We start from the raw sequence: 24,234 nt of genomic DNA on the forward strand, positions 1-24,234 counted from the left end.
GCCCCACACCTAGCGACCGGAGGTCCCGATGAGCACCGTGATTCGTGCCGCCCTGTTCCAGACAGCCTGGACGGGCGAGAAGGAGTCCATGATCCAGGTACACGAGCAGGCGGTCCGCGACGCGGCCGCGCAGGGTGCTCAAGTCCTGTGCTTCCAGGAGCTGTTCTACGGGCCGTACTTCTGCCAGGTCCAGGACAAGGCGTTCTACGAGTACGCCGAGGCGATCCCGGACGGCCCGATCGTCAAGCGCTTCCAGGCGCTCGCCAAGGAGCACGGCATCGTGCTGGTCCTGCCGATGTACGAGGAGGAGCAGCCCGGCGTCCTCTACAACACGGCCGCCGTGATCGACGCGGACGGCTCGTACCTCGGCAAGTACCGCAAGCACCACATTCCCCAAGTCCCCGGATTCTGGGAGAAGTTCTACTTCCGCCCGGGCAACAGCGGCTGGCCGATCTTCGACACCAAGGTCGGCAAGATCGGTGTCTACATCTGCTACGACCGCCACTTCCCGGAGGGCTGGCGTGCCCTGGGCCTCGCGGGCGCCGAGATCGTCTTCAACCCGTCGGCCACCTCACGCGGACTGTCCGCCTACCTCTGGCAGCTGGAGCAGCCGGCCGCCGCTGCCGCCAACGAGTACTTCGTCGGCGCCATCAACCGGGTCGGTGTCGAGGAGCTGGGCGACAACGACTTCTACGGTACGACCTACTTCGTCGACCCGGAGGCCCAGTTCGTCGGCGAGGTCGCCAGCGACAAGGAGACCGAACTGGTCGTCCGCGACCTGGACCTGGCGAAACTGCGAGAGGTCCGCGACCGCTGGCAGTTCTACCGCGACCGCCGCCCGGACGCGTACGGCCCGCTGACGGCACCGTAAAACACCCTTGGTTCCCGCGCCCCGCTTTCAGGGGCGCGGGGCAGCGTCCATCAGCGGCTTCGCCGCGGGGCGCGCCCAGCCCCCACAGACCCGCACCAGACCACAATCCAGCGGAGTCAAAACAATGAGCACCCGTACCGTCATCCGCGGCGGCCTAGTCATCACCGCGTCCGACGAACTCCACGCCGACGTACTGATCGAGGACGGCCGCATCGCGGCCCTGGCCACCTCCGGCACGCCGACGGCCGACGCCTGGACCGCCGAGCGGGTCATCGACGCCACTGGGAAGTACGTCATCCCGGGCGGGGTCGACGCCCACACCCACATGGAGATGCCGTTCGGCGGCACCAAGGCCGCCGACACCTTCGAGACCGGCACAAGGGCCGCCGCCTGGGGCGGTACGACGACCATCGTCGACTTCGCCATCCAGAGCGTCGGCGGAGCCCTCCGCGAGGGCCTCGACGCCTGGCACGCCAAGGCCGAGGGCAACTGCGCCATCGACTACGGCTTCCACATGATCGTCTCCGACGTCAACGAGGACACCCTCAAGGAGATGGACCTGCTGGTGCAGGAGGGCGTCACCTCCTTCAAGCAGTTCATGGCCTACCCGGGCGTCTTCTACAGCGACGACGGCCAGATCCTGCGCGCCATGCAACGCGCCGCCGACAACGGCGGGTTGATCATGATGCACGCCGAGAACGGCATCGCGATCGACGTCCTCGTGGAGCAGGCGCTGGCCCGCGGCGAGAGGGACCCCCGCTACCACGGAGAGGTCCGCAAGGCCCTCCTCGAAGCCGAGGCCACCCACCGCGCCATCAAGCTCGCGCAGGTCGCCGGAGCCCCGCTCTACGTCGTGCACGTCTCCGCGATGGAGGCGGTCGCCGAGCTGGCCAAGGCGCGCGACGAAGGCCTCCCCGTCTTCGGCGAGACCTGTCCGCAGTACCTGTTCCTCTCCACCGACAACCTCGCCGAGCCCGACTTCGAGGGCGCGAAGTACGTGTGCAGCACGCCCCTTCGCCCCAAGGAGCACCAGGCCAAGCTCTGGCAGGGCCTGCGTACCAACGACCTCCAGGTGGTCTCCACCGACCACTGCCCCTTCTGCTTCGTGGGCCAGAAGGAGCTGGGCCGGGGCGACTTCTCGAAGATCCCCAACGGCATGCCGGGCGTCGAGAACCGCATGGACCTGCTTCACCAGGGCGTCGTCGACGGCCACATCAGCCGCCGCCGCTGGATCGAGATCGCCTGCGCCTCCCCGGCGCGGATGTTCGGCCTCTACCCGAAGAAGGGCACCATCGCCCCGGGCGCCGACGCCGACGTCGTCATCTACGACCCGCACGCCGAGCAGACCGTCTCCGCCGAGACCCACCACATGAACGTCGACTACTCGGCCTACGAGGGCAAGCGCCTCACCGGCCGCGTCGAGACCGTCCTCTCGCGCGGCGAACTCGTCATCACCGAGCGGGAGTACACCGGGCACGCGGGCCACGGCGTCTACACCCCGCGCTCCACCAGTCAGTACCTCAACTAGGAGTGGCGTCAATGGACTTCGGACTCGTCCTGCAGACCGACCCGCCCGCCTCGCGGGTCATCAGCCTGATGAAGCGCGCCGAGCGCAACGGCTTCACCTACGGCTGGACCTTCGACTCCGCCGTGCTGTGGCAGGAGCCGTTCGTGATCTACAGTCAGATCCTGGCCAACACCACGAAGTTGACGGTCGGCCCGATGGTCACCAACCCGGGCACCCGCACCTGGGAGGTCACCGCCTCCACCTTCGCCACCCTGAACGACATGTTCGGCAACCGCACGGTCTGTGGCATCGGCCGCGGCGACTCCGCGATGCGCGTCGCGGGCCGCGCCCCGAACACCCTGGCCCGGATCAGCGAGGCCATGAAGGTCATCCGAGCGCTCGGCTCCGGTCAGGAGGCGGACCTCGGTGGCACGGTCATCAAGTTCCCCTGGGCCAAGGAGGACGCCCAACTCCCCGTCTGGATGGCCGCGTACGGCCCCAAGGCCCTGAAGATGACCGGCGAGGAGGCCGACGGCTTCATCCTCCAGCTCTCGGACCTCTACCTCACCGAGTACATGGTCAAGGCGGTGAAGGACGCGGCCGTGGCAGCGGGCCGTGACCCGTCCGAGGTCAAGATCTGTGTGGCCGCGCCCGCCTACGTCACCGAGGACGACTCGCCCGAGGCACTCGCCCACGCCCGCGACCAGTGCCGCTGGTTCGGCGGCATGGTCGGCAACCACGTCGCCGACCTCGTCTCCAAGTACGGCGAGCACTCCGCCGCCGTACCCGAGGAACTCACGGACTACATCAAGGCCCGTGAGGGGTACGACTATTCGCACCACGGCCGTGCCGACAACCCCGACACCGCCTTCGTGCCCGACGAGATCGTCGACCGGTTCTGCATCATCGGATCGGCCGAGAAGCAGATCGAGAAGCTCAACGCCCTGCGCGAGTTGGGCGTCGACCAGTTCGCCGTCTACGACATGCACGACGCACAGGAAGCCACGATCGACGCCTACGGGTCGAAGGTGATCCCGGCCGTCAACGGCTGACGTACGCGCACAACACCGCTCAACTCCCCGTCCCCCCACTCCAGTTCTCCCCCTCCCCACCGTCCTGGGGAGGGGGGCCGGAGCCCCCGCACGGCCTTTCCGGATCCGCCCCTCGTTTGATTGGCCTGCCCATGACCGACACCGCTCCCACGGCCATAGAGCCGACCGCTCAAGTCACCCTCGCCGACGGGCGGGTGGAACTCGCCCCGGGGTCGCCGCTGCCCGCCGGGCCGTACGCCAACGACGACCTGCTTCCGGTTCCCGTCGAGAAGCGCACCTGGACCACGTACAACTTCTCCGCGCTGTGGGTCGGCATGGCCCACAACACGGCCTCCTGGACCCTGGCTTCCGGGCTCATCGCCGTCGGCATGGACTGGAAGCAGGCGGTGTTCACCATCGCCCTGGCCAACCTGATCGTGCTCGTGCCCATGCTGCTCACCGGGCACGCGGGACCGAAGTACGGCATCCCCTTCCCGGTCTTCGCGCGTGCCTCGTTCGGTGTGCGCGGCGCCAACCTCCCTGCCGTAGTAAGGGCGTTGGTGGCCTGCGGCTGGTTCGGCATCCAGACCTGGATCGGCGGTGAGGCGATCTTCTTCCTCGCCGGCAAGCTGATCGGGGGCAGTTGGGCGAACGCCTCGCACATCGGCGGGTACGCCTGGACGATGTGGCTGTCGTTCGCGCTGTTCTGGGTGCTCCAAGTGGCCATCATCTACCGGGGTATGGAGACGATCCGCCGCTTCGAGAACTGGGCCGCGCCCTTCGTGCTCGTCGGCGCGTTCGTGATGCTGTGGTGGATGAGCAACAAAGCCGGCGGCTTCGGTCCGCTCTTCGACCAGCCCTCGAAGCTGGGTTGGGGCGGCAGCTTCTGGAAGCTGTTCTGGCCCTCCCTGATGGGCATGATCGGCTTCTGGTCCACGCTGTCGCTGAACATTCCCGACTTCACGCGCTACGGCAAGAGCCAGAAGGCCCAGACATGGGGCCAGGCGCTCGGCCTGCCCACGACCATGACGCTGTTCGCGTTCCTGTCGGTGCTGGTCACCTCCGGTTCGCAGGCCGTGTACGGCAAGGCGATCTGGGACCCGGTGCAGTTGGCGGCCAAGACCGACAACGTCGTGGGCCTGCTCTACGCGTTGGTGACCGTGCTGGTCGCGACCCTGTCCGTGAACATCGCGGCCAACCTGGTGTCGCCCGCCTTCGACTTCTCCAACATCGCGCCCCGGAAGATCAGTTTCCGTACCGGTGCCCTCGTGACCAGCGTGCTCGGTGTGCTGATCTTCCCGTGGAAGCTGTACTCCGACCCGCAGGGCTACATCTTCACCTGGCTCGGTCTGGTCGGCGGTCTGCTCGGCACGGTCGCCGGCATCCTCATCGCCGACTACTGGATACTGCGCCGAGGCAAGCTCGACCTCGCCGACCTGTACCGCGCGGGCGGCCGCTACTGGTACGACAACGGCTGGAACTGGCGGGCCGTCGTCGCCTTCCTGGTGGGTGGTGTACTCGCCGTCGGTGGCGCCGACTTCCATCCGCTGATCGACGGCCGGCCAATCCCGTGGCTGTCCTCACTCGCCGACTACGGCTGGGCCGTGGGCCTGGGCACGTCGATGGCGCTCTACGTGCTGCTGACGGTGCTCACCGGAAGGGAGCCGGCACCGGAGCCGGTGACGGAGCCCGTCGACGCGTAGATCCCGGAGGGCGGTCGGGCTAGCTGGCCCTGCCGCCCTCCAGCGCGGTCACCGCTTCCTTCGCGGCCTTGATCGCGCCCTTGTTGATGACGTCCGTGCTCGGCGCCTTCTTGTTCTCGAAGTCGCTGCCGTTGTACGTGATGGTCACCAGCGCGTTGCCCGCGCGGACGACGACCGTGCCCTCGCGCGTCTGCTGCTTGTCCTCCGTGGTGAGGTTCACGATGGAGTAGGCGGAGTCACCGAGCCCGGGGACCGCGCCGCCGCCGCTCTTCTCCGTAGTCGTCTCGGTGTACGACTTCTTCGCCGCTTCGTCCGATTCCGTGATCTCGTACGACACGTCGAGCCAGCGGTAGTCGTACCCCTTGAGCGCGTTCCACGAGCAGGTGCGGCGCACCTTCGTGTCCGTCGACGGGATCTCCTTGCCGGCCGTCTTCGCGCCCGGCACCAGTGACTTGATCGTCGCCACCGAGACACTTCCGCACGGAGCGGGGGAGGTGGAGTACGTCTTGGCCACGGGCGCCGTCGACGGGGCCGAGGTCCCGGACGAGGAGTCGGACTCCGGCGTCGCCTTGTGATCGGCGGTCGTCGTCGCGGCGAACGGACCGGACGTCAGGGCCCAGCCCATCGCGGCGAGCACGACGACCGGCGACAGACGCGCGGTGAGGGCGAGCGGCAGAGGAAGAGAACGCAAGTCGCACTTCTCGTGGGGGAAGGGTGCGGAGCGGGTCCGCACTGCGGACGGGGACGGCCAGTGTCACATGCCTCCCTGTGAGGCGGAAGTATGAACTCGCTCCGTGCCTGTGCGGTGACAGTGCCTGACTGTGGACGCGTTGTGTGTCCCCAAATGTCTCTCCCCCGTGTGCGCTTCAGCGCCGGACGGCGGGCACGCGCATCGTCGTCTCGATCCGTTCGACGGCCGCGAACGCCCCGTACGCGACGAGCCGCACGAGACGCGCGTCACTGTCCGACGGTCCCCGCCAGGCGGCCACGTCCTCCTCCGTGATCCGGTACGGCGCGAGCGCGGCCAGCACCGCGAGGCGCGCCGCCGGCCGCTCCCGCCGGTTCGGGAAGCCGCGCAGGACGACCGGCGGATGCGAACCGTCCCAGGCCCACAGCGTCTCCCGTACGAGGGTCTGGTCGTCCTCGTCGAGCAGGTCCGCGCCCGCCCGCGCGGCCGTGCGCAGCGCGTCGTAGGCCGAACCCACCGGCGTTCCGGCCGCCCAGCCCGGGCCGGGTCCCGGTGTGTCGAGCAGGGGCAGCGCCGCTCCGGGGACGGCGGTACGGCGCACGGTGCGGGCGACGCTGCGACCGGCGAGGCTGCGTACGGCCCGGAACCGCTGGGCGTTGCCCGGGAGGAGCTGTTCGGTCAGCAGGGCCGACACGACGCGGTTGATGAAGTGGAAGGCGAGCGCGGTGCCCAGGTAGGCGGGCGCCTGCTCGCGCGGGAACGGGTACGGGGTGAGGTCCGCGCCGGGGACACGCGTCCGACGGCCCCAGTCGAGTACGCGCGCGTGCTCCTCGTTCTCCGGTGTGCCGCCGCGCGCCAGGTGCTCGGCGAGGGCGTGGTCGCCGGTGGCGTGCAGCAGGACGGTGTGCGCGTCCGCGCAGAACGGGCACTTGTTGGCGAGCGAGACACCGAGCGCCGCCAGCTCCTTGCCGGTGCGGCTGCCGGCGCCCGCGATCAGCGACTCGCGCATCAACGCCCAGGCGGGGGCGAGGAGTTCGGGCACGGAGGACAGGACCACGAAGGTCGGGGGCCGTTCGATCCCGAAGTCGACGGCGATCTGCTCGAAGACCTCGGCGGTGCGGCCGGTGGCCGACTTCGGCGACGGCGGCTGAGTGTGCCGGAAGGGTGTGGACATGGCAGCAGCGTGCGCTGCTCGGGTGCCCCCGGTCGTCGTACGGCCGAAGGGAGTTGAGGCTGCCCCAGCCGGGCGGGACGGGGCACGGAAGTACTGCGTGGGGAGTAGTCCAGGAGTTGTCCACAGGGCTGACGCCTGTGTCGGCGCGGCGGTCTACTGTGCGGTCATGAGCGGGTATCCGGTCGATGTGACCCCACGCAGGCGCCTCGCCGACGCGTCCCTCGCGGTCGTGATCGGCGCCCTCGTCATGACCGTCGCGGCCTTCGACACGGACACGACCGCCGTCGACTACGCGCTCGTCGCCCTCGCCTCGGCGGCCCTGGCGTTCTACCAGACGGCTCCGCGTGCGGTCCTCGTCGTGGCCACGCTGGGGGAGGCGGCCTACGTCCTGCACGCGCACCCGGGGCCGGTCGCCGGTCTGCCCGTCCTCGCCGCCATGCACACGGCGGCCCGTGCGGGACACCGGAGTTGGGCGGCGGTGGCGGGCGCGCTGTTCCTGGTGGCGTACTTCGCGACGGGGCCGACGACCCAGCAGGTGCTCGAGCGGACCGCGCTCATCGCCGGCTGGTTCCTGTGCGCGGTGGTCACCGGCCTCGCCGACCGCAACTGGCAGGCGTATCTGCGCCAGACCGAACAGCGCGCCCTGGAGGCCGAACGCACCCGCGAAGAGGTCGCGTTGCGACGGGAGGGCGAGGAACGGCTGCGCATAGCAAGGGAGTTGCACGACTCCCTCACGCACAGCATCTCGATCGTCAAGCTCCAGGCGGGCGTCGCCGTCCACCTCGCCCGCAAGCGCGGCGAGGAGGTGCCGCCCGCGCTGCTCGCCATCCAGGAGGCGGGCGGCGAGGCGATGCGGGAACTGCGGGCCACCCTGGAGATCCTGCGCACCACCGAGGAGCCCACCGGCACTCCCGAACTGCTCGTCGAGCGGGCCTGCGCGGCCGGCCTCGCCGTCGAACTCGCGGTGACCGGCGAGGAGCGCCCGCTGGCCGCGACGGTCGACCGCGCGGTGTACCGCATCGTCCAGGAGGCCCTCACCAACGCGGCCCGGCACGCGGGCCCGGCCAAGGTCAGCGTCCAACTCGACTACGGCGAGGCGGACTTGACGATACGCGTGGAGGACGACGGCACGGCCAAGCCCGACTGTCCGCCGAAGCCGGGCATCGGCCTCACCGGCATGCGCGAGCGCGTCACCGCCTTGGGCGGCACCCTGCACACCGCCCCGCGCGCGGAGGGCGGCTTCTCGGTACGGGCCGAACTGCCGCTGGGGGAGGCGGGATGATCCGGGTCGCGGTCGTCGACGACCAGGCGCTGATGCGCGCGGGCTTCCGCGCCCTGCTCGACGCCGAGGAGGGCATCGAGGTGGTGGGCGAGGCGGCCGACGGTGAACAGGGCGTGGCCCTCGTCCGCGCGCAGCTCCCCGACATCGCGCTGATCGACGTACAGATGCCGGTGATGACGGGCATCGAGGCGACCCGCCGCATCGCCGCCGATCCGGCCCTCGCGGCGGTCCGCGTCGTCATCCTCACCAACTACGGCCTGGACGAGTACGTCTTCGAGGCGCTGCGCGCGGGCGCCAGCGGCTTCCTCCTCAAGGACACCGACCCGGCGGACCTGCTCCAGGCGATCGAGATCGTCGCCGGCGGCGAGGCCCTGCTCTCCCCGGCCGTCACCCGCACCCTCATCGGCGAGTTCGTCTCCCGGCCCCCCGACCGCTCCACGGCCACCGGCCTGGAACACCTCACCCGCCGCGAGCGCGAGGTCACGGCCCTGGCCGCCCGGGGCCTCACCAACGAGGAGATAGCCGCCCACATGGTCATCAGCCCGTTCACGGCGAAGACCCACATCAGCCGGGCGATGACCAAACTCGGCGCCCGGGACCGGGCCCAACTCGTCGTGTTCGCCTACGAGTCGGGGCTGGTGACGGCCCGCGCACCGGAATCCCGTTGCGAGGCGGACGCACCGGATCGCACCCTGGGGCGATGACCGAGACGACACGCGCGCACGACCCGGCCGTCCACGTCCGCGAGGAGATCCTCGCCTACTACGCCCAGGGCAAGGAGGACGACCGCCTCAGACAGGGCTCCGACCGGCTGGAGTTCTGGCGCACCCAGGACGTGCTGCGGCGACTGCTGCCGGCGGCCCCGGCACAGGTGCTGGACGTCGGCGGGGGCAGCGGGATCCACGCCGAGTGGCTCGCGCGGGACGGGTACGAGGTCGAACTCGTGGACCCCGTAAGGCTGCACGTGGAGCAGGCGGGCCGGCTGCCGGGGGTCACCGCCCGCGCCGGGGACGCCAGGGCACTGACGGCCGAGGACGCCTCGTACGACGTGGTGTTGCTGCTCGGGCCCCTGTATCACCTGCCCGAACGGGCCGACCGGCTAAGGGCGTTGAGCGAGGCGCGTCGGGTGGTGCGGCCGGGTGGGCTGGTCGTCGCGGTGACGATCAACCGGTTCGCGGGACTGCACGACATGCTCAGGCAGGAGCTGTACTTCACCGCTCCGCACCGTGAGCGGATCGACCGCGAGATGGAAGAGGGACGCCACGACTCCGAGGACGGCGGCCACTTCACGACCGCCTACTTCGCCCAACCGCACGAAGCCCCGGAGGAGTTCAGGGAGACGGGCCTGACCGTCGAGGGCCAGTACGGCCTCGAAGGCGTCGCCTGGCTGATGGGCGGCATCGAGGACTGGCTGGACGACCCGGACCGCCGCGAGGCCGTCCTGACGGCCACCCGCCACATCGAGTCCGAGCCCACGCTGCTCGGCACCAGCGGCCATCTGCTCACCGCCGGCAGGCGTATGTCCTAGTGGGGCGAGTGGTGTTGGGGGAGCCGGCCGGGCCGGTTCACGAACGCCCAGGGTTCGCGGACACCCCGGTTGGTTAGATGTTCCGTATGTTCACCACCCGCCCCACCCTCCAGGGCACCTTCGGCATGGTGTCCTCCACCCACTGGCTGGCCTCACAGTCGGCGATGGCCGTCCTGGAGGAGGGCGGCAACGCGTACGACGCCGCCGTCGCCGGGGCGTTCGTGCTGCACGTCGTGGAACCGCACCTCAACGGACCCGCCGGGGAGGTGCCCATCCTTCTCGCCCCGGCGGGCGGGGAGGTGCGGGTGCTGTGCGGACAGGGCGTCGCACCCGCCGGCGCGACGATCGAGCACTACAGGGGACTCGGTCTCGATCTCGTACCCGGTACGGGACCCCTCGCGGCGGCCGTCCCCGGCGCCTTCGACGCATGGCTGCTGCTCCTCCGCGACCACGGCACGAAGTCCCTGGCCGACATCCTGAAGTACGCCATCGGGTACGCCGAGGACGGGTCCGCGTGCGTGGAGAACGTCGGGGCGACCGTCGAGGCCGTACGGGAGCTGTTCGAGACGGAGTGGACCTCGTCGGCGGACGTGTATCTGCCGGGTGGGAAGGCGCCCCGGCCCGGTGAGCTGTTCCGCAACCCCGCCCTCGCCGCCACCTGGCGGCGGCTGCTCGCCGAGGTCGCCGGGGCGGGGGACCGGGAGGCCCAGATCGAGGCGGCGCGGGAGGTGTGGCGGTCCGGGTTCATCGCCGAGGCCCTCCTGCGGCAGTCCGGGCGGCCCACCATGGACACCGGCGGCGAGCGCCACACCGGCACCCTCACGGCCGCCGACCTGGCCTCCTGGTCCGCGTCCTACGAGGCACCGGCGACGTACGACTGGAACGGCTGGACCCTCTGCAAGGCAGGACCCTGGAGCCAGGGCCCGGTCCTCCTTCAGCAACTGGCACTGCTGCCGCCCGAGTTGCCCTCCTACGGGTCCGCCGACTACGTCCACCTCCTGATCGAGGGCTGCAAGCTCGCGATGGCCGACCGGGAGGCCTGGTACGGCGACGCGGGCGAGGACGCCGTACCGATGGAAGAGCTGTTGTCGGCGGACTACAACGCGGCGCGGCGGGAGCTGATCGGCGAGAAGGCGTCGTACGAGCTGCGGCCGGGCGGCCCCGGAGGGCGCGCTCCGCGACTGAGCGGGCACGCGCGCGTGGTGGCGCCCGCGGAGTCCGGCCTCGGCCCGATGGGGGCGGGGGAGCCGACCGTCGCGCACGTCGACGCCGACGGGACCACCCGTGGCGACACCTGTCACCTCGACGTCGTCGACCGCTGGGGCAACATGATCGCGGCCACCCCCAGCGGCGGCTGGCTCCAGTCCAACCCGGTGGTGCCCGAGTTGGGCTTCCCCCTGGGCACCCGGCTCCAGATGGCCTGGCTGGAGCCCGGACTGCCCAACTCCCTTGCCCCCGGCCGCCGTCCGCGCACCACGCTCACGCCGTCGATCGCCCTGCGCGACGGAGTGCCGGTGCTGGCGTTCGGCACACCGGGAGGGGATCAGCAGGACCAGTGGCAGCTGCACTTCTTCCTGGCGGTCGCCACGCGCGCGAAGGTGCGCGGCGGTCTCGACCTCCAGGGCGCGATCGACACCCCGAACTGGCACAACGACAGCTTCCCCGGATCCTTCTACCCGCGCGGCATGCGACCCGGGAGCGTCACCGTCGAGTCCCGCATGGACACGGAGGTCGTGGAGGAGCTGCGGCGGCGCGGCCATGACGTGACCGTCGGGGACGCCTGGTCGGAGGGGCGGCTGTGCGCGGTCTACCGGGACCCGGAGGCCGGGATCCTGTCGGCGGCGGCGAATCCACGGGGCATGCAGGGGTATGCCGTGGGGCGGTGATCCCGAACCCGGGTGTTCACGGTGATTCCACCCGGTGTGTACTGGGCGGGTGGGGATTGTCAGTGACGCGTGCTCTCATGGAGGCATGATCGAAGACACCGAAACCATCGACGAGTTTCTCGTACAGCACACGGCCGACATCGAAGAAGCGATCCGTACCGCGGCGGCCACGGAGATCATGCCCCGCTTCCGGCAGCTCGCCGCGCACGAGATAGACCAGAAGAGCGGCCCGCACGACCTGGTCACGGACGCCGACCGCAACGCCGAGCGGTACCTGACGAAGGTGCTCGGCTCCCTCCTGCCCGGCTCCGTCGTGGTCGGCGAGGAAGCGGTGCACGCCGACCCGGAGACCTACGACGCGATACAGGGCGACGCCCCGGTCTGGATCGTCGACCCGGTCGACGGGACACGGCAGTTCGTGCGCGGCGAGACCGGCTTCTGCACCCTGGTCGCGCTCGCCCGGCACGGCGAGTTGCTCGCGTCCTGGACCTACGCACCCGCCCGTGACCAACTGGCCACGGCCGTGAGGGGCGGCGGCGCCTTCCTCGACGGCGTACGGCTGCGCTCCGGCGCCCCGGACCCCGCCCGGGACCTGGAGGTGGCCACCTCCCACCCGGACTACACGACGGACGCCCAGAAGCGCTCCCTGCTCGGCCTGTGGGCGGACGGGGTGCACACGCGCCCGTGCGGCTCGGCCGGACTGGAGTATCTCGCCCTCGCCCGGGGCGAGTTGGACGCCACGGCCTTCTCCTGGGAGGCCGCCTGGGACCACGCGGCGGGCCTGCTCCTCGTCGAGGAGGCGGGCGGCGCCCACCTCACCCTCACCGGAGAGCCCTTCCGCGTCACGGGCGGCAACACGCTGCCGTTCACGGCGGCCCGGGACGCGGCGACGGCCCGGCGCGTGATCGACCTGCTGAGGGCGTCGTAGGGTCACGGGTTCCGCACACTGGACGGACCGGCCCCGGGGTTGTCGGTCCCGCGGCATATCCTGACCCCGAGTGGCCATCGGCTGACGAAGGGGTCCGAGGTGCCGTCGATGCTCGATGCGGTCGTGGTGGGTGCGGGGCCGAACGGACTGACGGCCGCCGTGGAGCTGGCCCGGCGTGGCTTCTCCGTGGCCGTGTTCGAGGCCAGGGACACCGTGGGCGGCGGCGCCCGCACCGAGGAGCTGACCCTCCCCGGCTTCCGGCACGACCCCTGCGCGGCGGCGCACCCGCTCGGCGTGAACTCACCGGCGTTCCGCGCGCTGCCCCTGGAGCGCTACGGCCTGGAGTGGCTGCACCCCGAGCTGCCCATGGCGCACCCCTTCACCGACGGCAGCGCGGCCGTGCTGTCGCGCTCGGTCGCGGAGACGGCCGCCTCCTTCGGGCCGCGCGACGCGGGGACGTACCGGAGGCTGGTCGAGCCCTTCCTGCCCAAGTGGGACACCCTGGTCCGCGACTTCATGTCCCTGCCGCGCACCGCGCTGCCGCGCGACCCGGTCACCCTCGCCCGCTTCGGCCTGGCCGGCCTGCCCCCGTCGACCTGGCTGACCAGCCGGTTCCGGGACGAACGCGCCAAGACCCTGTTCGCCGGACTGGTCGGCCACGTCATGGCCCCGCTCAGCGGCTTCGCGACCGGCGCGATCGGCCTGGTCTTCGCCCTGTCGGCACACGCGCGTGGCTGGCCGGTGGCCCGCGGCGGCTCCCAGTCCATCTCGGACGCCCTGGCCGCCTACCTGACGGACCTCGGCGGCGAGATCCACACCGACTACGAGGTCAAGCGCCTCGACGACCTCCCCCCGGCCCGCGCCTACGTCTTCGACACCTCGCCCACCGCCCTGGCGAAGATCGCCGGCTTCGGCAACTACTACGAGAACTACCGCTACGGCGCCGGAGTCTTCAAGATCGACTACGCCCTGGACGGTCCGGTGCCCTGGACCGCCAAGGAAGCCCGCACCGCCGGCACGGTGCAGATCGGCGCCGACAGCACGGAGATCGGCACCGCCCTGCGCGCCGCGTCCCGCGAGAACCGCGCCCCCGACAAGCCGTTCATGATCACCGTGCAGCCCAGCATCGTCGACTCCACCCGGGCCCCGGCCGGCAAACAGGTCTTCTGGGCCTACGGCCATGTCCCCAGCGGCTGGACCGGCGACCTCACGGACGCCCTGGAACGCCAACTGGAGCGCTTCGCCCCGGGTTTCCGCGACCGCGTCCTGGCCCGCGCGACCGCGGGCCCACCCGAACTGGCCGCCCGCAACGCCAACTACGTGGGCGGTGACATCGGCTCCGGCGCGGTCTCCGGACTCCAGATCCTGCTGCGCCCCAAACTCTCCCTCTCCCCGTACGGCACCCCGCACCCGGCCGTGTTCATCTGCTCCTCGGCGACCCCGCCGGGGCCCGGCGTGCACGGCATGTCGGGACACAACGCGGCGAAGGCCGTCTGGCGAAAACTGAGGCAGTCATGAGACCGAGGCCGTCATGACCACCATCACCCTCGTCCGGGGCGACATCACCCGCCAGAGCGCCGACGCGATCGTCAACGCGGCCAACTCCTCCCTCCTCGGCGGCGGAGGAGTCGACGGCGCGATCCACCGCCGGGGCGGCCCCGCGATCCTGGAGGCTTGCCGAAAACTCCGCGCATCGCACTTTGGCAAGGGCCTGCGCACCGGCCAGGCGGTCGCGACGACGGCAGGCGAACTGGACGCCCAGTGGGTGATCCACACTGTCGGCCCCGTTCACTCCCGCGAGGAGGACCGCTCGGACCAACTCGCCTCCTGCTACCGGGAGTCGCTGCGCGTCGCCGACGAACTCGGCGCCCGTACGGTCGCGTTCCCCGCCGTGTCCGCCGGTATCTACGGCTGGCCGATGGACGACGCGGCGCGGATCGCCGTCGAGACGGTGCGGGAGACGCCGTCGGCGGTCGAGGAGGTCACGTTCGTGCTGTTCGACGAGGCGGCGTACGAGGCGTTCGGCCGGCAGGTCGGTTGAGGGCGATCCGGGGGCGGGTGCGGGGAGCCCGCCGCGCTCAACACGCCGCCCGTCAGGGCGTCTTCCAGAGGGTCAGCTCCGTGACGTAGTCGCGGGCCTCGACGCCGGAGGAGTCCTTCTGGACGACGACGTCCTTGATTTCGAGCAGCGCCAGATTCTTCTCGTCGGTGACGGTGCACAGCAGCGTGCCCTTGGTCAGTTCCTTGCCCTGGTCCGCGTCGGCGAGTTGGGAGGGCAGCGCGTTCGCCGCCGCGCCCTCGGCACACTGTTCCGGCGTGGGGCCCGCGCTCTTTCCCGTGGTCGTCACGAGGTTCAGCGTGTGGGCGGTGCCCCACTCCGCGTACTGCAACTCGGCCCCGGTCGTCGAGCTGGAGGCGTGGGTGTCGATCTGCGGTGCGTCCAGGTCGACGTTCGTGTAGGAGCTGCGGCCGGTCGTGAACTGGGCGCGCAGGGTGAGCGGTTTGGCCTTGAAGACCGTGGTGTAGCCGTTCGGCGTGGCGGTCGTGCTCTTGCTTGTGCTCGCGCTGGGGGACGAGGTGGTCTTTCCGCCGCCTCCCTGTGCGGCGGTGTCCTTGCCCCTGTCGTCGTCGCGGGTGAGGACCCAGGCCGCCGCGGCTACGACCACCACGGCGAGCGCGGCGGCGCCGACGACCAGCGGGGTCCGCTTGCGGGTCGGTGCCGCAGCCGGGGGCGCCGGGTCGGACGGGGGCCGTGGCGGCCGTGTCGGGGCGTGCTGTGTCGGTTCGCCGGACCCCGACCCCGTTACATGGGTGGGCGTATACCCGCCGGGCGTCGGGGAGTTGGGCCCCACGGCACCATCGGCCCCACCGCTTCCAGACTCACTGCTTCCAGACCCTCCGCTTCCAGCCCCGTCACTCCGAGCCCCGCCACCGGGCGGCACGGTCGTCGCCCCGGCCGCACCCGCACCCGCTCCCGTCGGGGCACCCGCGAGGCTCACGTCGCCACCCGACTCGCCCTGTTCGCGCGCGAGTTGCTCCTGCCGGGCGATGTCCTCCGCGACCGCCGCAGGCAGCCAGTCGGTGAAGTCCCGCAACGGGCGCTCCGCCAACTCCTGGCACAGGGCGGCCAGTTCGGCCGGGGTCGGACGGGCGGCCGGGTCTGCGGTCAGGGTGCGTTCCAGGACCGTGCGCAGCGGCTCGGGGTACGAGGACAGGTCCGGTGGGCGGAACTCGGTGTTGGCGATCTTCGTGGCCAGGGTGATGGCCCCCGAGTCGCCGTACGGGTGGCGGCCGGTCGCGGCCACGGCGGCGATCAGGCCGAGGGAGAAGACATCGGCGGCCGGGGTCTGCTCCTGGCCGTTCGCGTGCTCCGGCGACATGAACTGCGGGGTGCCGATGAGCCCGCCGCTGCGGGTGAGTTGAGTGGCGTCGGCGGCCCGCGCGATGCCGAAGTCGATGATCCAGGGGCCGTCGGAACCGACGAGGATGTTGCTCGGCTTCATGTCCCGGTGGATCACACCGGCCTTGTGCACGGCTTGCAGCGCCTCCGCCGCACAGCCCGTCAACTGGAGCACCGTGGGCAGCGGGAGCGTCCCGTACCGGGCGAGGACCCGGTCCAGGGCGGGGCCGGGGACGTAGACGGTGGCGAGCCAGGGCTGTGGGCCGCTGGTGTCGTGGTCGACGACCGGGACGATGTGGTAGCCCTGCACCCGGCGGGCGGCGGCCGCCTCCTGTTCGAAGCGGCGGCGGAACTCCTCGTCCTCGGCGTACTCCTGGCGGATCACCTTCAGGGCGACCGGCTGGTTGCCGCGCGTGCGCGAGAGGTAGACGGAACCCATGCCGCCCTCGCCGATCCGGGCGAGCAGCCGGTAACCGGCCACGTCCTGCGGGTCGTCGGGACCCAACGGTCTCAAGTGACCGGCGTTTCCAGCGTCGTTCAAGATGATCGGCCCCCCTCGCCAGGCGAGTGATCGTACCGGCGCAACCCGGTCATCCGGAAGGGTCCGAGGAGATCAAGGAATCAAGGCGAAGTTCGGGGAGAATCAGGAAAGTTGACGGTCCCGTCGGACGGTGAGGCGCGCATGGAACACCACCTGGCCCCTTCGGCGGAGGGTGCCGACTATCTGCTGGAACTCTCCAACGTCGTACGTCAGACCTCCATCGGCCCCCGAGGACCGCGCTCGCTGCGCCGACTCGGGCTCGTCCTGCGGGCGTTGACGGAACTCACCGGGGACCCCGACGTCTCCGTCTACCTCGTCGCCGACACCAGTCTGCTGGGCGGGCACCGGGAGTTCGGCGATCCGGCCGAGGTCCGGCGGCTGCGCCGGTGGGTGGCCGAGGGGCTGGTCGAGGAGGTGGACGACGCCGACGAGCGCGTCCTGGACCTGGCGCGGATGACCGGTACCCGGGTCGTCACCGGGGACCAGTACGTCGACCATCGCGTCGAACACCCGTGGATCCAGGGCAACACCTGGCAGTTCCTCCGCCCCGAGCCCCGCCCCGACGGCTCGGTCGCCCTCGTGGCCATGGACATGGGGGTGCGCACGGAGGCCGAGATCTCCTACCGGATGGAACTCGCGGCCCTCAAGAAGCAGGGCCTGCTCGGCCCGGCCCGCACCCCGCTGACCGAGGTCATCATGCGCAACTGGCGCTGCCCGGAACCCCGTTGCACGCTCTACGACGTCCACCGGGGTGACCGCGTCCTGCTGCCGCGCATGCGGCGCGGGGTCCCCACCTGCGAACTGCACGGCGCCCCGCTGGCCGACGAGGGTCCGAGACCTGCCGCCGCCCAGCTCAAGGTCGTCATCAACCGTGTCTGCGTGGCCCGTTACACCCTCGACGAGGGTTCCGAGGCGCATGTCGGGCGGCTGCCGGGACGCGAGGGCATCGCCCTGCACAGTCTGCTGTCGCCGGAGGTCGCCGCGCAGGTCAGCCGCCGGCACGTGGCTCTCTCCGCGCGGGGCGGGACGGTCCTGGTCCGCGATGTCAGCACGTACGGGACGCGGATGCGCGGAGCCGGCCGTCGAGGGGTGCCCGGCCCCTGGGAGACGCTGCCGCCGGGGGCCGACCGGTCCTTCCGCCCCGGCGACGAGGTCGAACTCGCTCCCGGTGTGGTCCTCACCCGCAGCGGGCGGCGTTTCCCCGCCGAACTCGCCGACGCCTGGCGCACGGAGGTCGGCGGGACCGCCGTACCGCCGACCGCGGCGGCACCGACGCGACGGGCCTGACGGCGAAGGGGAGTTGGCGGTGCGATTACCAACCGCACCGCCAACTCCCCTTCCGTCAGCCGATGATGCGGTGGGTCGTCCAGAACGAGGTCAGGTCCGTAGTCGTCGCGGCCTGTGCCGCCGCCTTGAACTCGGCGGTGGTCGAGACGCCGTACCAGTGTGAAGTGGCGTAGTCCTTCAGGAGTTTGGCCATCACGGTGTCACCGAGGGTGCGGCGCAGATCGTGCAGGGCGCACTTTCCGTAGCCGTAGACGACGGTGGAGTAGCGGGACGAGTGGGCGTCCCAGTAGGCCATCGAGTTGGTGATGTTCTCCGCCGTCGAGGCCCAGGAGACGTTGTTCCAGCAGCTGGTGCCGGTCAGGCCCTGGGCCAGGTCGGTGGCGTAGTCGGTGAACGCCTCGTCCAGCCAGGGGCTGTTGTACTCGTCGTCGCCGACGATGCCGTAGAACCACTGGTGGCCGATCTCATGGGTGAGTGCCGTGGTGCTGACCAGGTCGAGGACGAAGCCGGGGTACTCCATGCCGCCGAACCAGAAGTTGTTGTCGATGACGGCGTCCAACTCGCCGTACGGGTAGGCGCCGAAGCGGCCGGCGTGGGCGTCGACCGCCGACTTGGCGGTGGTGAGCATCGACTGGGCGTTGGCCGAACTGATGCCTGTGACCGAGTAGATGTTGATCGGGGTGCCCGCGGTGGACGTACCGGAGATCTTGGTGAATGGGCCCGCCGCCCACGCGAAGTCGCGGACCTTGGACGCGGTGGCCGTGGTGATCGTGCGACCGCTGGTGCCCGCGGCGTCGACCGAGGCGCCGGTGGCCGGGACCAGCAGGGTGGTCGGGTGGTCCAGGGTCACCTTGAAGTCGGCGGCCAGGGAGTAGAAGGACTCGCCGTTGTTCGTGTACGGGTCCAGGTGCCAGCCCGAGCCGTCCTTGATCGCGAGGACCGGCAGCGCGTTGCCGATCATGCTGAACGCGCCGTCGTAGCCGAACCGGTCCGCGCCGCTCGGGACGGTGATCCCCAAGTCGAAGCCGATCGTGGTCGATTGGCCCTGCGCGAGCGGGGTCGGCAGCGCGATCTGGAGCGCCGTGCAGGCGACCGAGAGGGCGCCCGCGGTGCCGCCGGTGACATTGGTGACCGTGATCGGCGGCGCGGTGCAGGTGCCGTGGTAGTTGTCCCACAGCCGCAGGTACACCTCGGTCAGCGGGGTGGCCGAGGCGTTGGTGAAGGTCGTGCTCTCGTGGCCGGTCCAGACCGTGCCGGCGGTGTTGCTGCTGAGACTCACGGTGTACGCCGGGGCGGCCGGCGTGCGCGCCGAGTCGGCCGGCGGGGCCGTGTCGCCCGAGGTGTTGAGGGCGATGTCGTCCACGACGAAGCTCGTCTGGAGGCTGGAGTCCTCGACACCGCTGAAGGCGAGGCTCACGGTCTGGCCCGCGAACGACGACACGTCGAACGACTTCTGGACGTAGCCGGTGGCCTTGTTCAGGTTCGAGTACGTCGCGAGGGTCGTGCTGCCGATCTTCGCCGTGAGCTTGTCGTACGCGGTGGACGAGGTCGTCTCGGCGGTATCGATGTGCAGCCAGAAGGTGAGCGTGGCACTGGCGCAGCCGGAGGGGATCGTCACGCTCTGGGAGAGCGTGTCGGTGTGCGTGCCGCCGGTGCCGTCCAGCCAGGCGAAGCTGGTGCCGCCGTGGGCGCTCTGCCCGGTGCGGCTGGTGATGACGGTCGTCGAGGACTGGGTCCAGGACGTGGTGCCGCTCTCGAAGCCGCCGTTGGCGACCACCTGCGCCGGGGCGCAGGCGGCGGCCACGGGAGCCGCGGCCGGCACGGAGGCGGCGGCCGGGATGACGGGCAGCGAGAGGGCGGCCACCGCGGCGACGGCGAAGACGCCGGCTGCGAGAGCCTTGTGGGGGGTCGGTCTCACACGGAACTCCTTATACGGCGGCCGGGATCCCGGCCTGCTCGGTGGCCGCCCGGCCGGACTGGGTGTGCCGGTGGGTGGCCTCGGGAACGCGCGTAGCTGTTGCGTGATCGCGGAGGAAGCTTCGCAGATTTGACCGGGGCATGCCATAAAAAGAAGGAAGTGTGCGCATGGAGTGCAGGAAGGTGCGAACGGGAGCCGGAGAGTGCCGTTCATACGCCTACGTTGACCGGGCCATGCCTGGATTTGGCCTCCGGTTGGCCGAATGTACGCCTTCGGTTGCTTCCATCGAGCGATGGACCACATCACGTTCCTCGTGGCGGTCGTCATCGTCACGGCCTTGGCCTTCGACTTCACCAACGGATTCCACGACACCGCCAACGCGATGGCGACATCCATCGCCACCGGGGCGCTGAAGCCCAAAACGGCGGTTCTGATCAGTGGAGCTCTCAATATCGTCGGCGCCTTCCTCTCCACGGAAGTCGCCAAGACGATCTCCGGCGGCATCGTCGACGACACCCTGGTCACGCCGGGGATGATCTTCGCGGGGCTCGTCGGCGCGATCCTCTGGAACCTGCTGACCTGGCTGCTGGGCCTGCCGTCCAGCTCCTCGCACGCGCTGTTCGGTGGCCTGATCGGAGCCGTCTGGGTCGGCGCGGGCTCCAACGGGGTCCACTTCGACAAGGTCGTGGAGAAGATCCTGATCCCCGCGGTCGCCTCCCCGCTCGTGGCCGGGATCGCCGCTCTCATCGCCACCTACCTCGCCTACAAGATCACCGCCCGGGCCCGCAAGGACTCGGTCACCAAGGGCTTCCGGCTCGGCCAGATCGCCTCGGCCTCGCTGGTCTCGCTGGCGCACGGCACGAACGACGCCCAGAAGACGATGGGCGTCATCACCCTGACCCTGATCTCGGTGGGCGCGCTCGGTCACGACGCCGGTCCGCCGGTCTGGGTCATCGCCTCGGCGGGGCTCGCGATCGGCCTCGGCACCTACATCGGCGGCTGGCGCATCATCCGCACGATGGGCAAGGGCCTCACCGACATCCAGTCCCCGCAGGGCTTCGCGGCCGAGGCCGCCTCCACGACCGTCATCCTCACCTCCGCGCACCTGGGCTTCGCGCTCTCCACCACCCAGGTCTGCTCCGGCGGCATCCTCGGCGCGGGTCTGGGCAGGCGACTGGCCGAGGTGCGCTGGGGCACGGCCGGCCGCATGGTCATCGCCTGGCTGGTCACCCTCCCGGCCGCCGCCGCGGTCGGCGGTCTGTCCGCGACCGTCGTCAAGCACGGCGGCAACCTCGGTACGGCCCTGATCGCGCTGATCGCCGCCGCCGTGGCCGGATTCATCGTGATCGCCTCGCGCCGCAACCCCGTGCACGCGGACAACGTGAACGAGACCCACGAGGTCACCATCCGCAGCGAGGCGTCCTCGGACGTCCGTACGGCCGCCTGAGCCAAGGGAGTTGACTGATGAGCCTGGACTGGAACGCCCTCGGCGAGGTCGCCGCGGTGAGCATCGGCGTGACCGTCGGTGTGGTCGCCGTCTTCGCGCTGGGCATCCTGGGCCTCGCCCAGGTAGAGGCCGCCCGTGAACAGGACGGCGGTACGCACGCCCTCGGCTTCGCGCAGGCGGGGTTGTGCTTTCTCGCGTGCGCGGCTGTCGTGGCGTACGGAATCTATCTGATCGTGCCGCAGTTCCACTGAGCGCGACCTATCACCAGGGATCACCGCCGATCACCTCTGAGCAACTGAACCCCCTTGAGAGGAGGCCGGGATGACTGAACTGCTGACCGGGCTGCGGGTCGACTACACCGACGCCGACGACCCGGTGCTGGTGCGGCCCGACGGCAGCACGGTGGACACCTGGCGGGAGAACTACCCGTACGAACAGCGCATGGAGCGCAAGGAGTACGACTGGCACAAGCGGCTCCAGCAGATAGAACTGCTGAAGCTGCAACGCTGGATCAAGGAGACCGGGCGTCGGCTCGTCATCGTCTGCGAGGGGCGGGACGCGGCCGGCAAGGGCGGCACGATCAAACGGTTCACCGAGCATCTGAACCCGCGTGGCGCCCGCGTGGTCGCCCTGGAGAAGCCGAGCGAGCGCGAGAGCGGTCAGTGGTACTTCCAGCGCTACGTCCAGCATCTGCCGACCGCCGGCGAGATCGTGCTGTTCGACCGGTCCTGGTACAACCGGGCGGGCGTGGAGCGCGTGATGGGGTTCTGCTCGGACGACGAGTACCGCCGGTTCATGCGCCAGGCCCCGCTGTTCGAGCGGATGCTGGCGGACGACGGCGTCGACCTGATCAAGTTCTGGTTCTCCGTCTCGCAAGGTGAACAGCGCACCCGTTTCACGATCCGCCAGGTGGATCCCGTACGGCAGTGGAAGCTCAGCCCGATGGATCTGGCCTCGCTGGACCGCTGGGACGACTACACGGCCGCCAAGGTCGCCATGTTCCGGGAGACCGACACGGAGCACGCGCCCTGGACCGTGGTGAAGAGCAACGACAAGAAGCGGGCCCGCGTCGAGGCCATGCGCAGCGTGCTGGCCCGCTTCGACTACGCCGACAAGGACGACGAGGTCGTCGGCAGCCCCGATCCGCGCATCGTGGGGGAGGCGGCCACGCTGCTGGAGGCGGGCGAGGACGACACGGCGGCGGTGTTCTAGGGGCGCGGTCCTTCGGGTCGAGTCCTAGTCGCCGTCGCGCGGCACGAGTGTGACCCGGTGGAAGTTGCAGCCGGTCGTGGGCGGGCCTCCTGGCGGGGGCCCGCCCCCATGTGCCTTGAGGGCGACGCTCACCAGGCTCAGCAGCAGGTCGACGTCCGTCTCGCAGTCCAGGTGGACCGTCACCCAGCGGGAGCCCGGGATGATCCGGATCGCGGTCGACTCGCTGAGATCGTGGTGGAACCGGAGGATGGCCCCGACCGTGAGATGCAGGTCCACATCGTGGTCGGAGTGGAAGTGCACGATCTCGCTGTGGGCGGACCGCAGCGCCCGCCCCGTGCCACAACTGGCCGGGACCGCGCTGAGGTCGCGCCAGCCTTCCAGTCGCTGCATGGCTCGCTCGGCCAGGGTCATGTCCCTATCGTGGACTGCTCACCGCTTCGCAACCAGAGGTTGAGCGATTTGTAACCGGGGCGTGAGGTACCGCACACCTTGGGAGCGTCAGGTGTGCGGTGCGCGGGACGGGTCAACTCCCGTCGGCCACAAGCTTTTCGTACCCCACCAACCGCACGCAGGTCGCCACGCCCTCGATGATCTCCTCGATCTCCGAGGCGTCCGGGAAGGAGGGGGCGATCCGGATCGTCCGGTCCTTCGGGTCGTCGCCGTACGGATGCGTGGCGCCCGCCGGTGTCAGCGCGAGACCCGCGTCGGCCGCGCGGCGCACCACCTCGCGGGCGCACCCGTCGAGCACGTCGAGGGTGATGAAGTAGCCGCCCTTGGGCGTGGACCAGGTCGCGAGGCCGGTGTCGCCGAGCCGCTCGGTGAGGATGCGCAGCACGGTGTCGAACTTCGGCCGCAGCAGCTCACGGTGCTTGCGCATATGGGCCCGCACCCCGTCGGCGTCGCGCAGGAACAGCGCGTGCCGCAGCTGGTTGATCTTGTCGGGGCCGATCGAGCGCTTCGCGCTGCAACCGCGCAGCCAGGCCACGTTGGCCGCCGACGAACCGAAGAAACCCACGCCCGCACCGGCCAGCGTGATCTTCGAGGTGGACCCGAAGACGAAGGCCCGGTCCGGGTGCCCGCTGTCGGCGCAGGCGGCCAACAGGTCGGCGATCTCCACCTCTTCGTCGGTGAGGTGGTGCACGGCGTAGGCGTTGTCCCAGAAGATCCGGAAGTCGGGCGCCGCGGCCGGCATGGCGGCGAGCCGTCGTACGACCTCGTCGCTGTAGCAAGTCCCGTCAGGATTGCTGTACTTGGGCACGCACCAGATGCCCTTGACGGCCGGGTCCTCGGAGACCAGCCGCTCCACCACGTCCATGTCGGGGCCCTCGGCGGTCATCGGCACGGGGATCATCTCGATGCCGAAGCGCTCGCACAGCGCGAAGTGCCGGTCGTAGCCGGGGACCGGGCACAGGAACGCGACCCGCTCCTCGTCCGCCCAGCGGCGCGCCGCCCCGGGCAGCGTGCCGAGCAGCGCGTGCACCAGAGAGTCGTGCATCAGCTCCAGGCTGGAGTTGCCCACGGCGAGCAGCTGCTCGGCCGGCACCTGGAGGAACCCGGCGAAGATCTGCCGGAGCTCCGACAGCCCGTCCGCGCCACCGTAGTTGCGGCAGTCCGTGCCGTCGGCGGAGGTGTGGCGGCCGGCGGGCAGCGTGAGCAGTTCGGACGACAGGTCGAGCTGCCGGGCGGAGGGCTTGCCGCGGGTCAGGTCGAGCGACAGCTTCTTCGCGAGGAGGGCTTCGTAGTCGCTCCGGGCCGTGTCGAGGCGGGCCGGGAGGGAGTCGGCGCTGTGCGCGGGTGCGGGAGAGGTCACGGAGGTCGACGCTACAAAGCC

At 70.5% G+C, this 24,234-nt stretch carries 21 protein-coding genes; 15 read left to right on the forward strand and 6 right to left on the reverse strand.

All coding sequences use genetic code 11. The features are described 5' to 3' along the window. Positions 1 to 28 precede the first annotated feature (28 nt). The 4 genes from ACIRRY_RS00790 to ACIRRY_RS00805 all read left to right on the forward strand — a co-directional run bounded on the left by ACIRRY_RS00790 (position 29) and on the right by ACIRRY_RS00805 (position 5,112). On the forward strand, positions 29 to 871 hold the full coding sequence (locus tag ACIRRY_RS00790; protein WP_403966156.1) for a nitrilase-related carbon-nitrogen hydrolase: 843 nt from the start codon (positions 29 to 31) through the stop codon (positions 869 to 871). Positions 872 to 995: 124 nt separating this feature from the next. Beyond that, complete coding sequence (hydA, locus tag ACIRRY_RS00795; RefSeq protein WP_317885525.1) at positions 996 to 2,399, forward strand: dihydropyrimidinase; 1,404 nt, start codon at positions 996 to 998, stop codon at positions 2,397 to 2,399. 11 nt (positions 2,400 to 2,410) lie between these two features. Continuing rightward, the gene (locus ACIRRY_RS00800; RefSeq protein ID WP_317885526.1) at positions 2,411 to 3,430 is read left to right on the forward strand and encodes a TIGR03842 family LLM class F420-dependent oxidoreductase; all 1,020 of its coding nucleotides are present in this window, start codon (positions 2,411 to 2,413) and stop codon (positions 3,428 to 3,430) included. 131 nt (positions 3,431 to 3,561) lie between these two features. Further along, complete coding sequence (locus ACIRRY_RS00805) at positions 3,562 to 5,112, forward strand: NCS1 family nucleobase:cation symporter-1 (protein WP_403966159.1); 1,551 nt, start codon at positions 3,562 to 3,564, stop codon at positions 5,110 to 5,112. Positions 5,113 to 5,131: 19 nt separating this feature from the next. Here the strand turns inward: ACIRRY_RS00805 and ACIRRY_RS00810 are convergent, their stop codons facing one another. Together ACIRRY_RS00810 and ACIRRY_RS00815 are read right to left on the reverse strand one after the other, a co-directional pair. Further along, the gene (locus tag ACIRRY_RS00810) at positions 5,132 to 5,803 is read right to left on the reverse strand and encodes a hypothetical protein (protein ID WP_403966162.1); all 672 of its coding nucleotides are present in this window, start codon (positions 5,801 to 5,803) and stop codon (positions 5,132 to 5,134) included. Positions 5,804 to 5,978: 175 nt separating this feature from the next. Further along, entirely contained in the window at positions 5,979 to 6,974 is a 996-nt protein-coding gene (locus tag ACIRRY_RS00815) for a carboxymuconolactone decarboxylase family protein (RefSeq protein WP_403966165.1), read from the reverse strand. Between the two features lie 166 nt (positions 6,975 to 7,140). Between ACIRRY_RS00815 and ACIRRY_RS00820 the strand changes: the two genes are divergently transcribed. The 7 genes from ACIRRY_RS00820 (at position 7,141) to ACIRRY_RS00850 (ending at position 14,639) form a co-directional block, all read left to right on the forward strand. Next, positions 7,141 to 8,256, forward strand: a complete 1,116-nt coding sequence (locus ACIRRY_RS00820) for a sensor histidine kinase (RefSeq protein WP_403966168.1) — start codon at positions 7,141 to 7,143, stop codon at positions 8,254 to 8,256. Beyond that, a complete protein-coding gene (locus ACIRRY_RS00825; RefSeq protein WP_403966171.1) occupies positions 8,253 to 8,960 on the forward strand; it encodes a response regulator in 708 nt (235 codons plus the stop codon). The genes ACIRRY_RS00820 and ACIRRY_RS00825 overlap by 4 nt, the downstream gene beginning before the upstream one ends. Continuing rightward, complete coding sequence (locus tag ACIRRY_RS00830) at positions 8,957 to 9,784, forward strand: class I SAM-dependent methyltransferase (RefSeq protein WP_403966174.1); 828 nt, start codon at positions 8,957 to 8,959, stop codon at positions 9,782 to 9,784. The genes ACIRRY_RS00825 and ACIRRY_RS00830 overlap by 4 nt, the downstream gene beginning before the upstream one ends. 86 nt (positions 9,785 to 9,870) lie before the next feature. Further along, positions 9,871 to 11,670, forward strand: coding sequence for a gamma-glutamyltransferase family protein (locus ACIRRY_RS00835; protein ID WP_403966177.1), 1,800 nt, complete (start codon positions 9,871 to 9,873; stop codon positions 11,668 to 11,670). Positions 11,671 to 11,755: 85 nt separating this feature from the next. Continuing rightward, positions 11,756 to 12,598 (forward strand): inositol monophosphatase family protein, encoded by an 843-nt coding sequence (locus tag ACIRRY_RS00840; protein ID WP_403966180.1) that lies wholly within the window; start codon positions 11,756 to 11,758, stop codon positions 12,596 to 12,598. A gap of 108 nt (positions 12,599 to 12,706) precedes the next feature. Continuing rightward, entirely contained in the window at positions 12,707 to 14,116 is a 1,410-nt protein-coding gene (locus tag ACIRRY_RS00845; RefSeq protein ID WP_403966183.1) for a phytoene desaturase family protein, read from the forward strand. A gap of 13 nt (positions 14,117 to 14,129) precedes the next feature. Then, positions 14,130 to 14,639, forward strand: a complete 510-nt coding sequence (locus ACIRRY_RS00850) for an O-acetyl-ADP-ribose deacetylase (RefSeq protein WP_403966186.1) — start codon at positions 14,130 to 14,132, stop codon at positions 14,637 to 14,639. Between the two features lie 52 nt (positions 14,640 to 14,691). On the opposite strand, the gene ACIRRY_RS00855 is transcribed toward ACIRRY_RS00850, so the two are convergent. After that, entirely contained in the window at positions 14,692 to 16,512 is a 1,821-nt protein-coding gene (locus ACIRRY_RS00855) for a serine/threonine-protein kinase (RefSeq protein ID WP_403966189.1), read from the reverse strand. A gap of 168 nt (positions 16,513 to 16,680) precedes the next feature. Here ACIRRY_RS00855 and ACIRRY_RS00860 point away from each other — a divergent pair, with 168 nt between their 5' ends. Beyond that, positions 16,681 to 17,826 (forward strand): FHA domain-containing protein, encoded by a 1,146-nt coding sequence (locus ACIRRY_RS00860; RefSeq protein WP_403966192.1) that lies wholly within the window; start codon positions 16,681 to 16,683, stop codon positions 17,824 to 17,826. A gap of 55 nt (positions 17,827 to 17,881) precedes the next feature. On the opposite strand, the gene ACIRRY_RS00865 is transcribed toward ACIRRY_RS00860, so the two are convergent. Continuing rightward, positions 17,882 to 19,744, reverse strand: coding sequence for a M1 family aminopeptidase (locus ACIRRY_RS00865; protein ID WP_403966195.1), 1,863 nt, complete (start codon positions 19,742 to 19,744; stop codon positions 17,882 to 17,884). Between the two features lie 292 nt (positions 19,745 to 20,036). On the opposite strand from ACIRRY_RS00865, the gene ACIRRY_RS00870 reads away from it, so the two are divergent. The 3 genes from ACIRRY_RS00870 to ppk2 all read left to right on the forward strand — a co-directional run bounded on the left by ACIRRY_RS00870 (position 20,037) and on the right by ppk2 (position 22,403). Then, positions 20,037 to 21,191: an anion permease gene (locus ACIRRY_RS00870; protein WP_403966198.1), complete on the forward strand. Its 1,155-nt coding sequence runs from the start codon at positions 20,037 to 20,039 to the stop codon at positions 21,189 to 21,191. Positions 21,192 to 21,208: 17 nt separating this feature from the next. Then, positions 21,209 to 21,442: a hypothetical protein gene (locus tag ACIRRY_RS00875; RefSeq protein WP_200681771.1), complete on the forward strand. Its 234-nt coding sequence runs from the start codon at positions 21,209 to 21,211 to the stop codon at positions 21,440 to 21,442. A gap of 70 nt (positions 21,443 to 21,512) precedes the next feature. Further along, entirely contained in the window at positions 21,513 to 22,403 is an 891-nt protein-coding gene (gene ppk2 / locus ACIRRY_RS00880) for a polyphosphate kinase 2 (protein WP_403966201.1), read from the forward strand. Positions 22,404 to 22,427: 24 nt separating this feature from the next. Here ppk2 and ACIRRY_RS00885 read toward each other — a convergent pair whose 3' ends face one another. Further along, on the reverse strand, positions 22,428 to 22,814 hold the full coding sequence (locus ACIRRY_RS00885; RefSeq protein ID WP_403966204.1) for a luciferase family protein: 387 nt from the start codon (positions 22,812 to 22,814) through the stop codon (positions 22,428 to 22,430). Positions 22,815 to 22,926: 112 nt separating this feature from the next. After that, positions 22,927 to 24,213 (reverse strand): aminotransferase class I/II-fold pyridoxal phosphate-dependent enzyme, encoded by a 1,287-nt coding sequence (locus ACIRRY_RS00890; RefSeq protein WP_403966207.1) that lies wholly within the window; start codon positions 24,211 to 24,213, stop codon positions 22,927 to 22,929. Positions 24,214 to 24,234 lie beyond the last annotated feature (21 nt).

It is taken from the genome of Streptomyces sp. NPDC101776 (assembly GCF_044766845.1).
In the GTDB taxonomy this organism is placed as follows: domain Bacteria; phylum Actinomycetota; class Actinomycetes; order Streptomycetales; family Streptomycetaceae; genus Streptomyces.

Coding starts and splice junctions, on each gene's coding strand:
- ACIRRY_RS00790 (WP_403966156.1), top strand. CDS start 29: ATGAGCACCGTGATTCGTGCCGCCCTGTTCCAGACAGCCTGGACGGGC.
- hydA (WP_317885525.1), top strand. CDS start 996: ATGAGCACCCGTACCGTCATCCGCGGCGGCCTAGTCATCACCGCGTCC.
- ACIRRY_RS00800 (WP_317885526.1), top strand. CDS start 2,411: ATGGACTTCGGACTCGTCCTGCAGACCGACCCGCCCGCCTCGCGGGTC.
- ACIRRY_RS00805 (WP_403966159.1), top strand. CDS start 3,562: ATGACCGACACCGCTCCCACGGCCATAGAGCCGACCGCTCAAGTCACC.
- ACIRRY_RS00815 (WP_403966165.1), bottom strand. CDS start 6,974: ATGTCCACACCCTTCCGGCACACTCAGCCGCCGTCGCCGAAGTCGGCC.
- ACIRRY_RS00820 (WP_403966168.1), top strand. CDS start 7,141: ATGAGCGGGTATCCGGTCGATGTGACCCCACGCAGGCGCCTCGCCGAC.
- ACIRRY_RS00825 (WP_403966171.1), top strand. CDS start 8,253: ATGATCCGGGTCGCGGTCGTCGACGACCAGGCGCTGATGCGCGCGGGC.
- ACIRRY_RS00830 (WP_403966174.1), top strand. CDS start 8,957: ATGACCGAGACGACACGCGCGCACGACCCGGCCGTCCACGTCCGCGAG.
- ACIRRY_RS00835 (WP_403966177.1), top strand. CDS start 9,871: ATGTTCACCACCCGCCCCACCCTCCAGGGCACCTTCGGCATGGTGTCC.
- ACIRRY_RS00840 (WP_403966180.1), top strand. CDS start 11,756: ATGATCGAAGACACCGAAACCATCGACGAGTTTCTCGTACAGCACACG.
- ACIRRY_RS00845 (WP_403966183.1), top strand. CDS start 12,707: ATGCTCGATGCGGTCGTGGTGGGTGCGGGGCCGAACGGACTGACGGCC.
- ACIRRY_RS00850 (WP_403966186.1), top strand. CDS start 14,130: ATGACCACCATCACCCTCGTCCGGGGCGACATCACCCGCCAGAGCGCC.
- ACIRRY_RS00860 (WP_403966192.1), top strand. CDS start 16,681: ATGGAACACCACCTGGCCCCTTCGGCGGAGGGTGCCGACTATCTGCTG.
- ACIRRY_RS00870 (WP_403966198.1), top strand. CDS start 20,037: ATGGACCACATCACGTTCCTCGTGGCGGTCGTCATCGTCACGGCCTTG.
- ACIRRY_RS00875 (WP_200681771.1), top strand. CDS start 21,209: ATGAGCCTGGACTGGAACGCCCTCGGCGAGGTCGCCGCGGTGAGCATC.
- ppk2 (WP_403966201.1), top strand. CDS start 21,513: ATGACTGAACTGCTGACCGGGCTGCGGGTCGACTACACCGACGCCGAC.
- ACIRRY_RS00885 (WP_403966204.1), bottom strand. CDS start 22,814: ATGACCCTGGCCGAGCGAGCCATGCAGCGACTGGAAGGCTGGCGCGAC.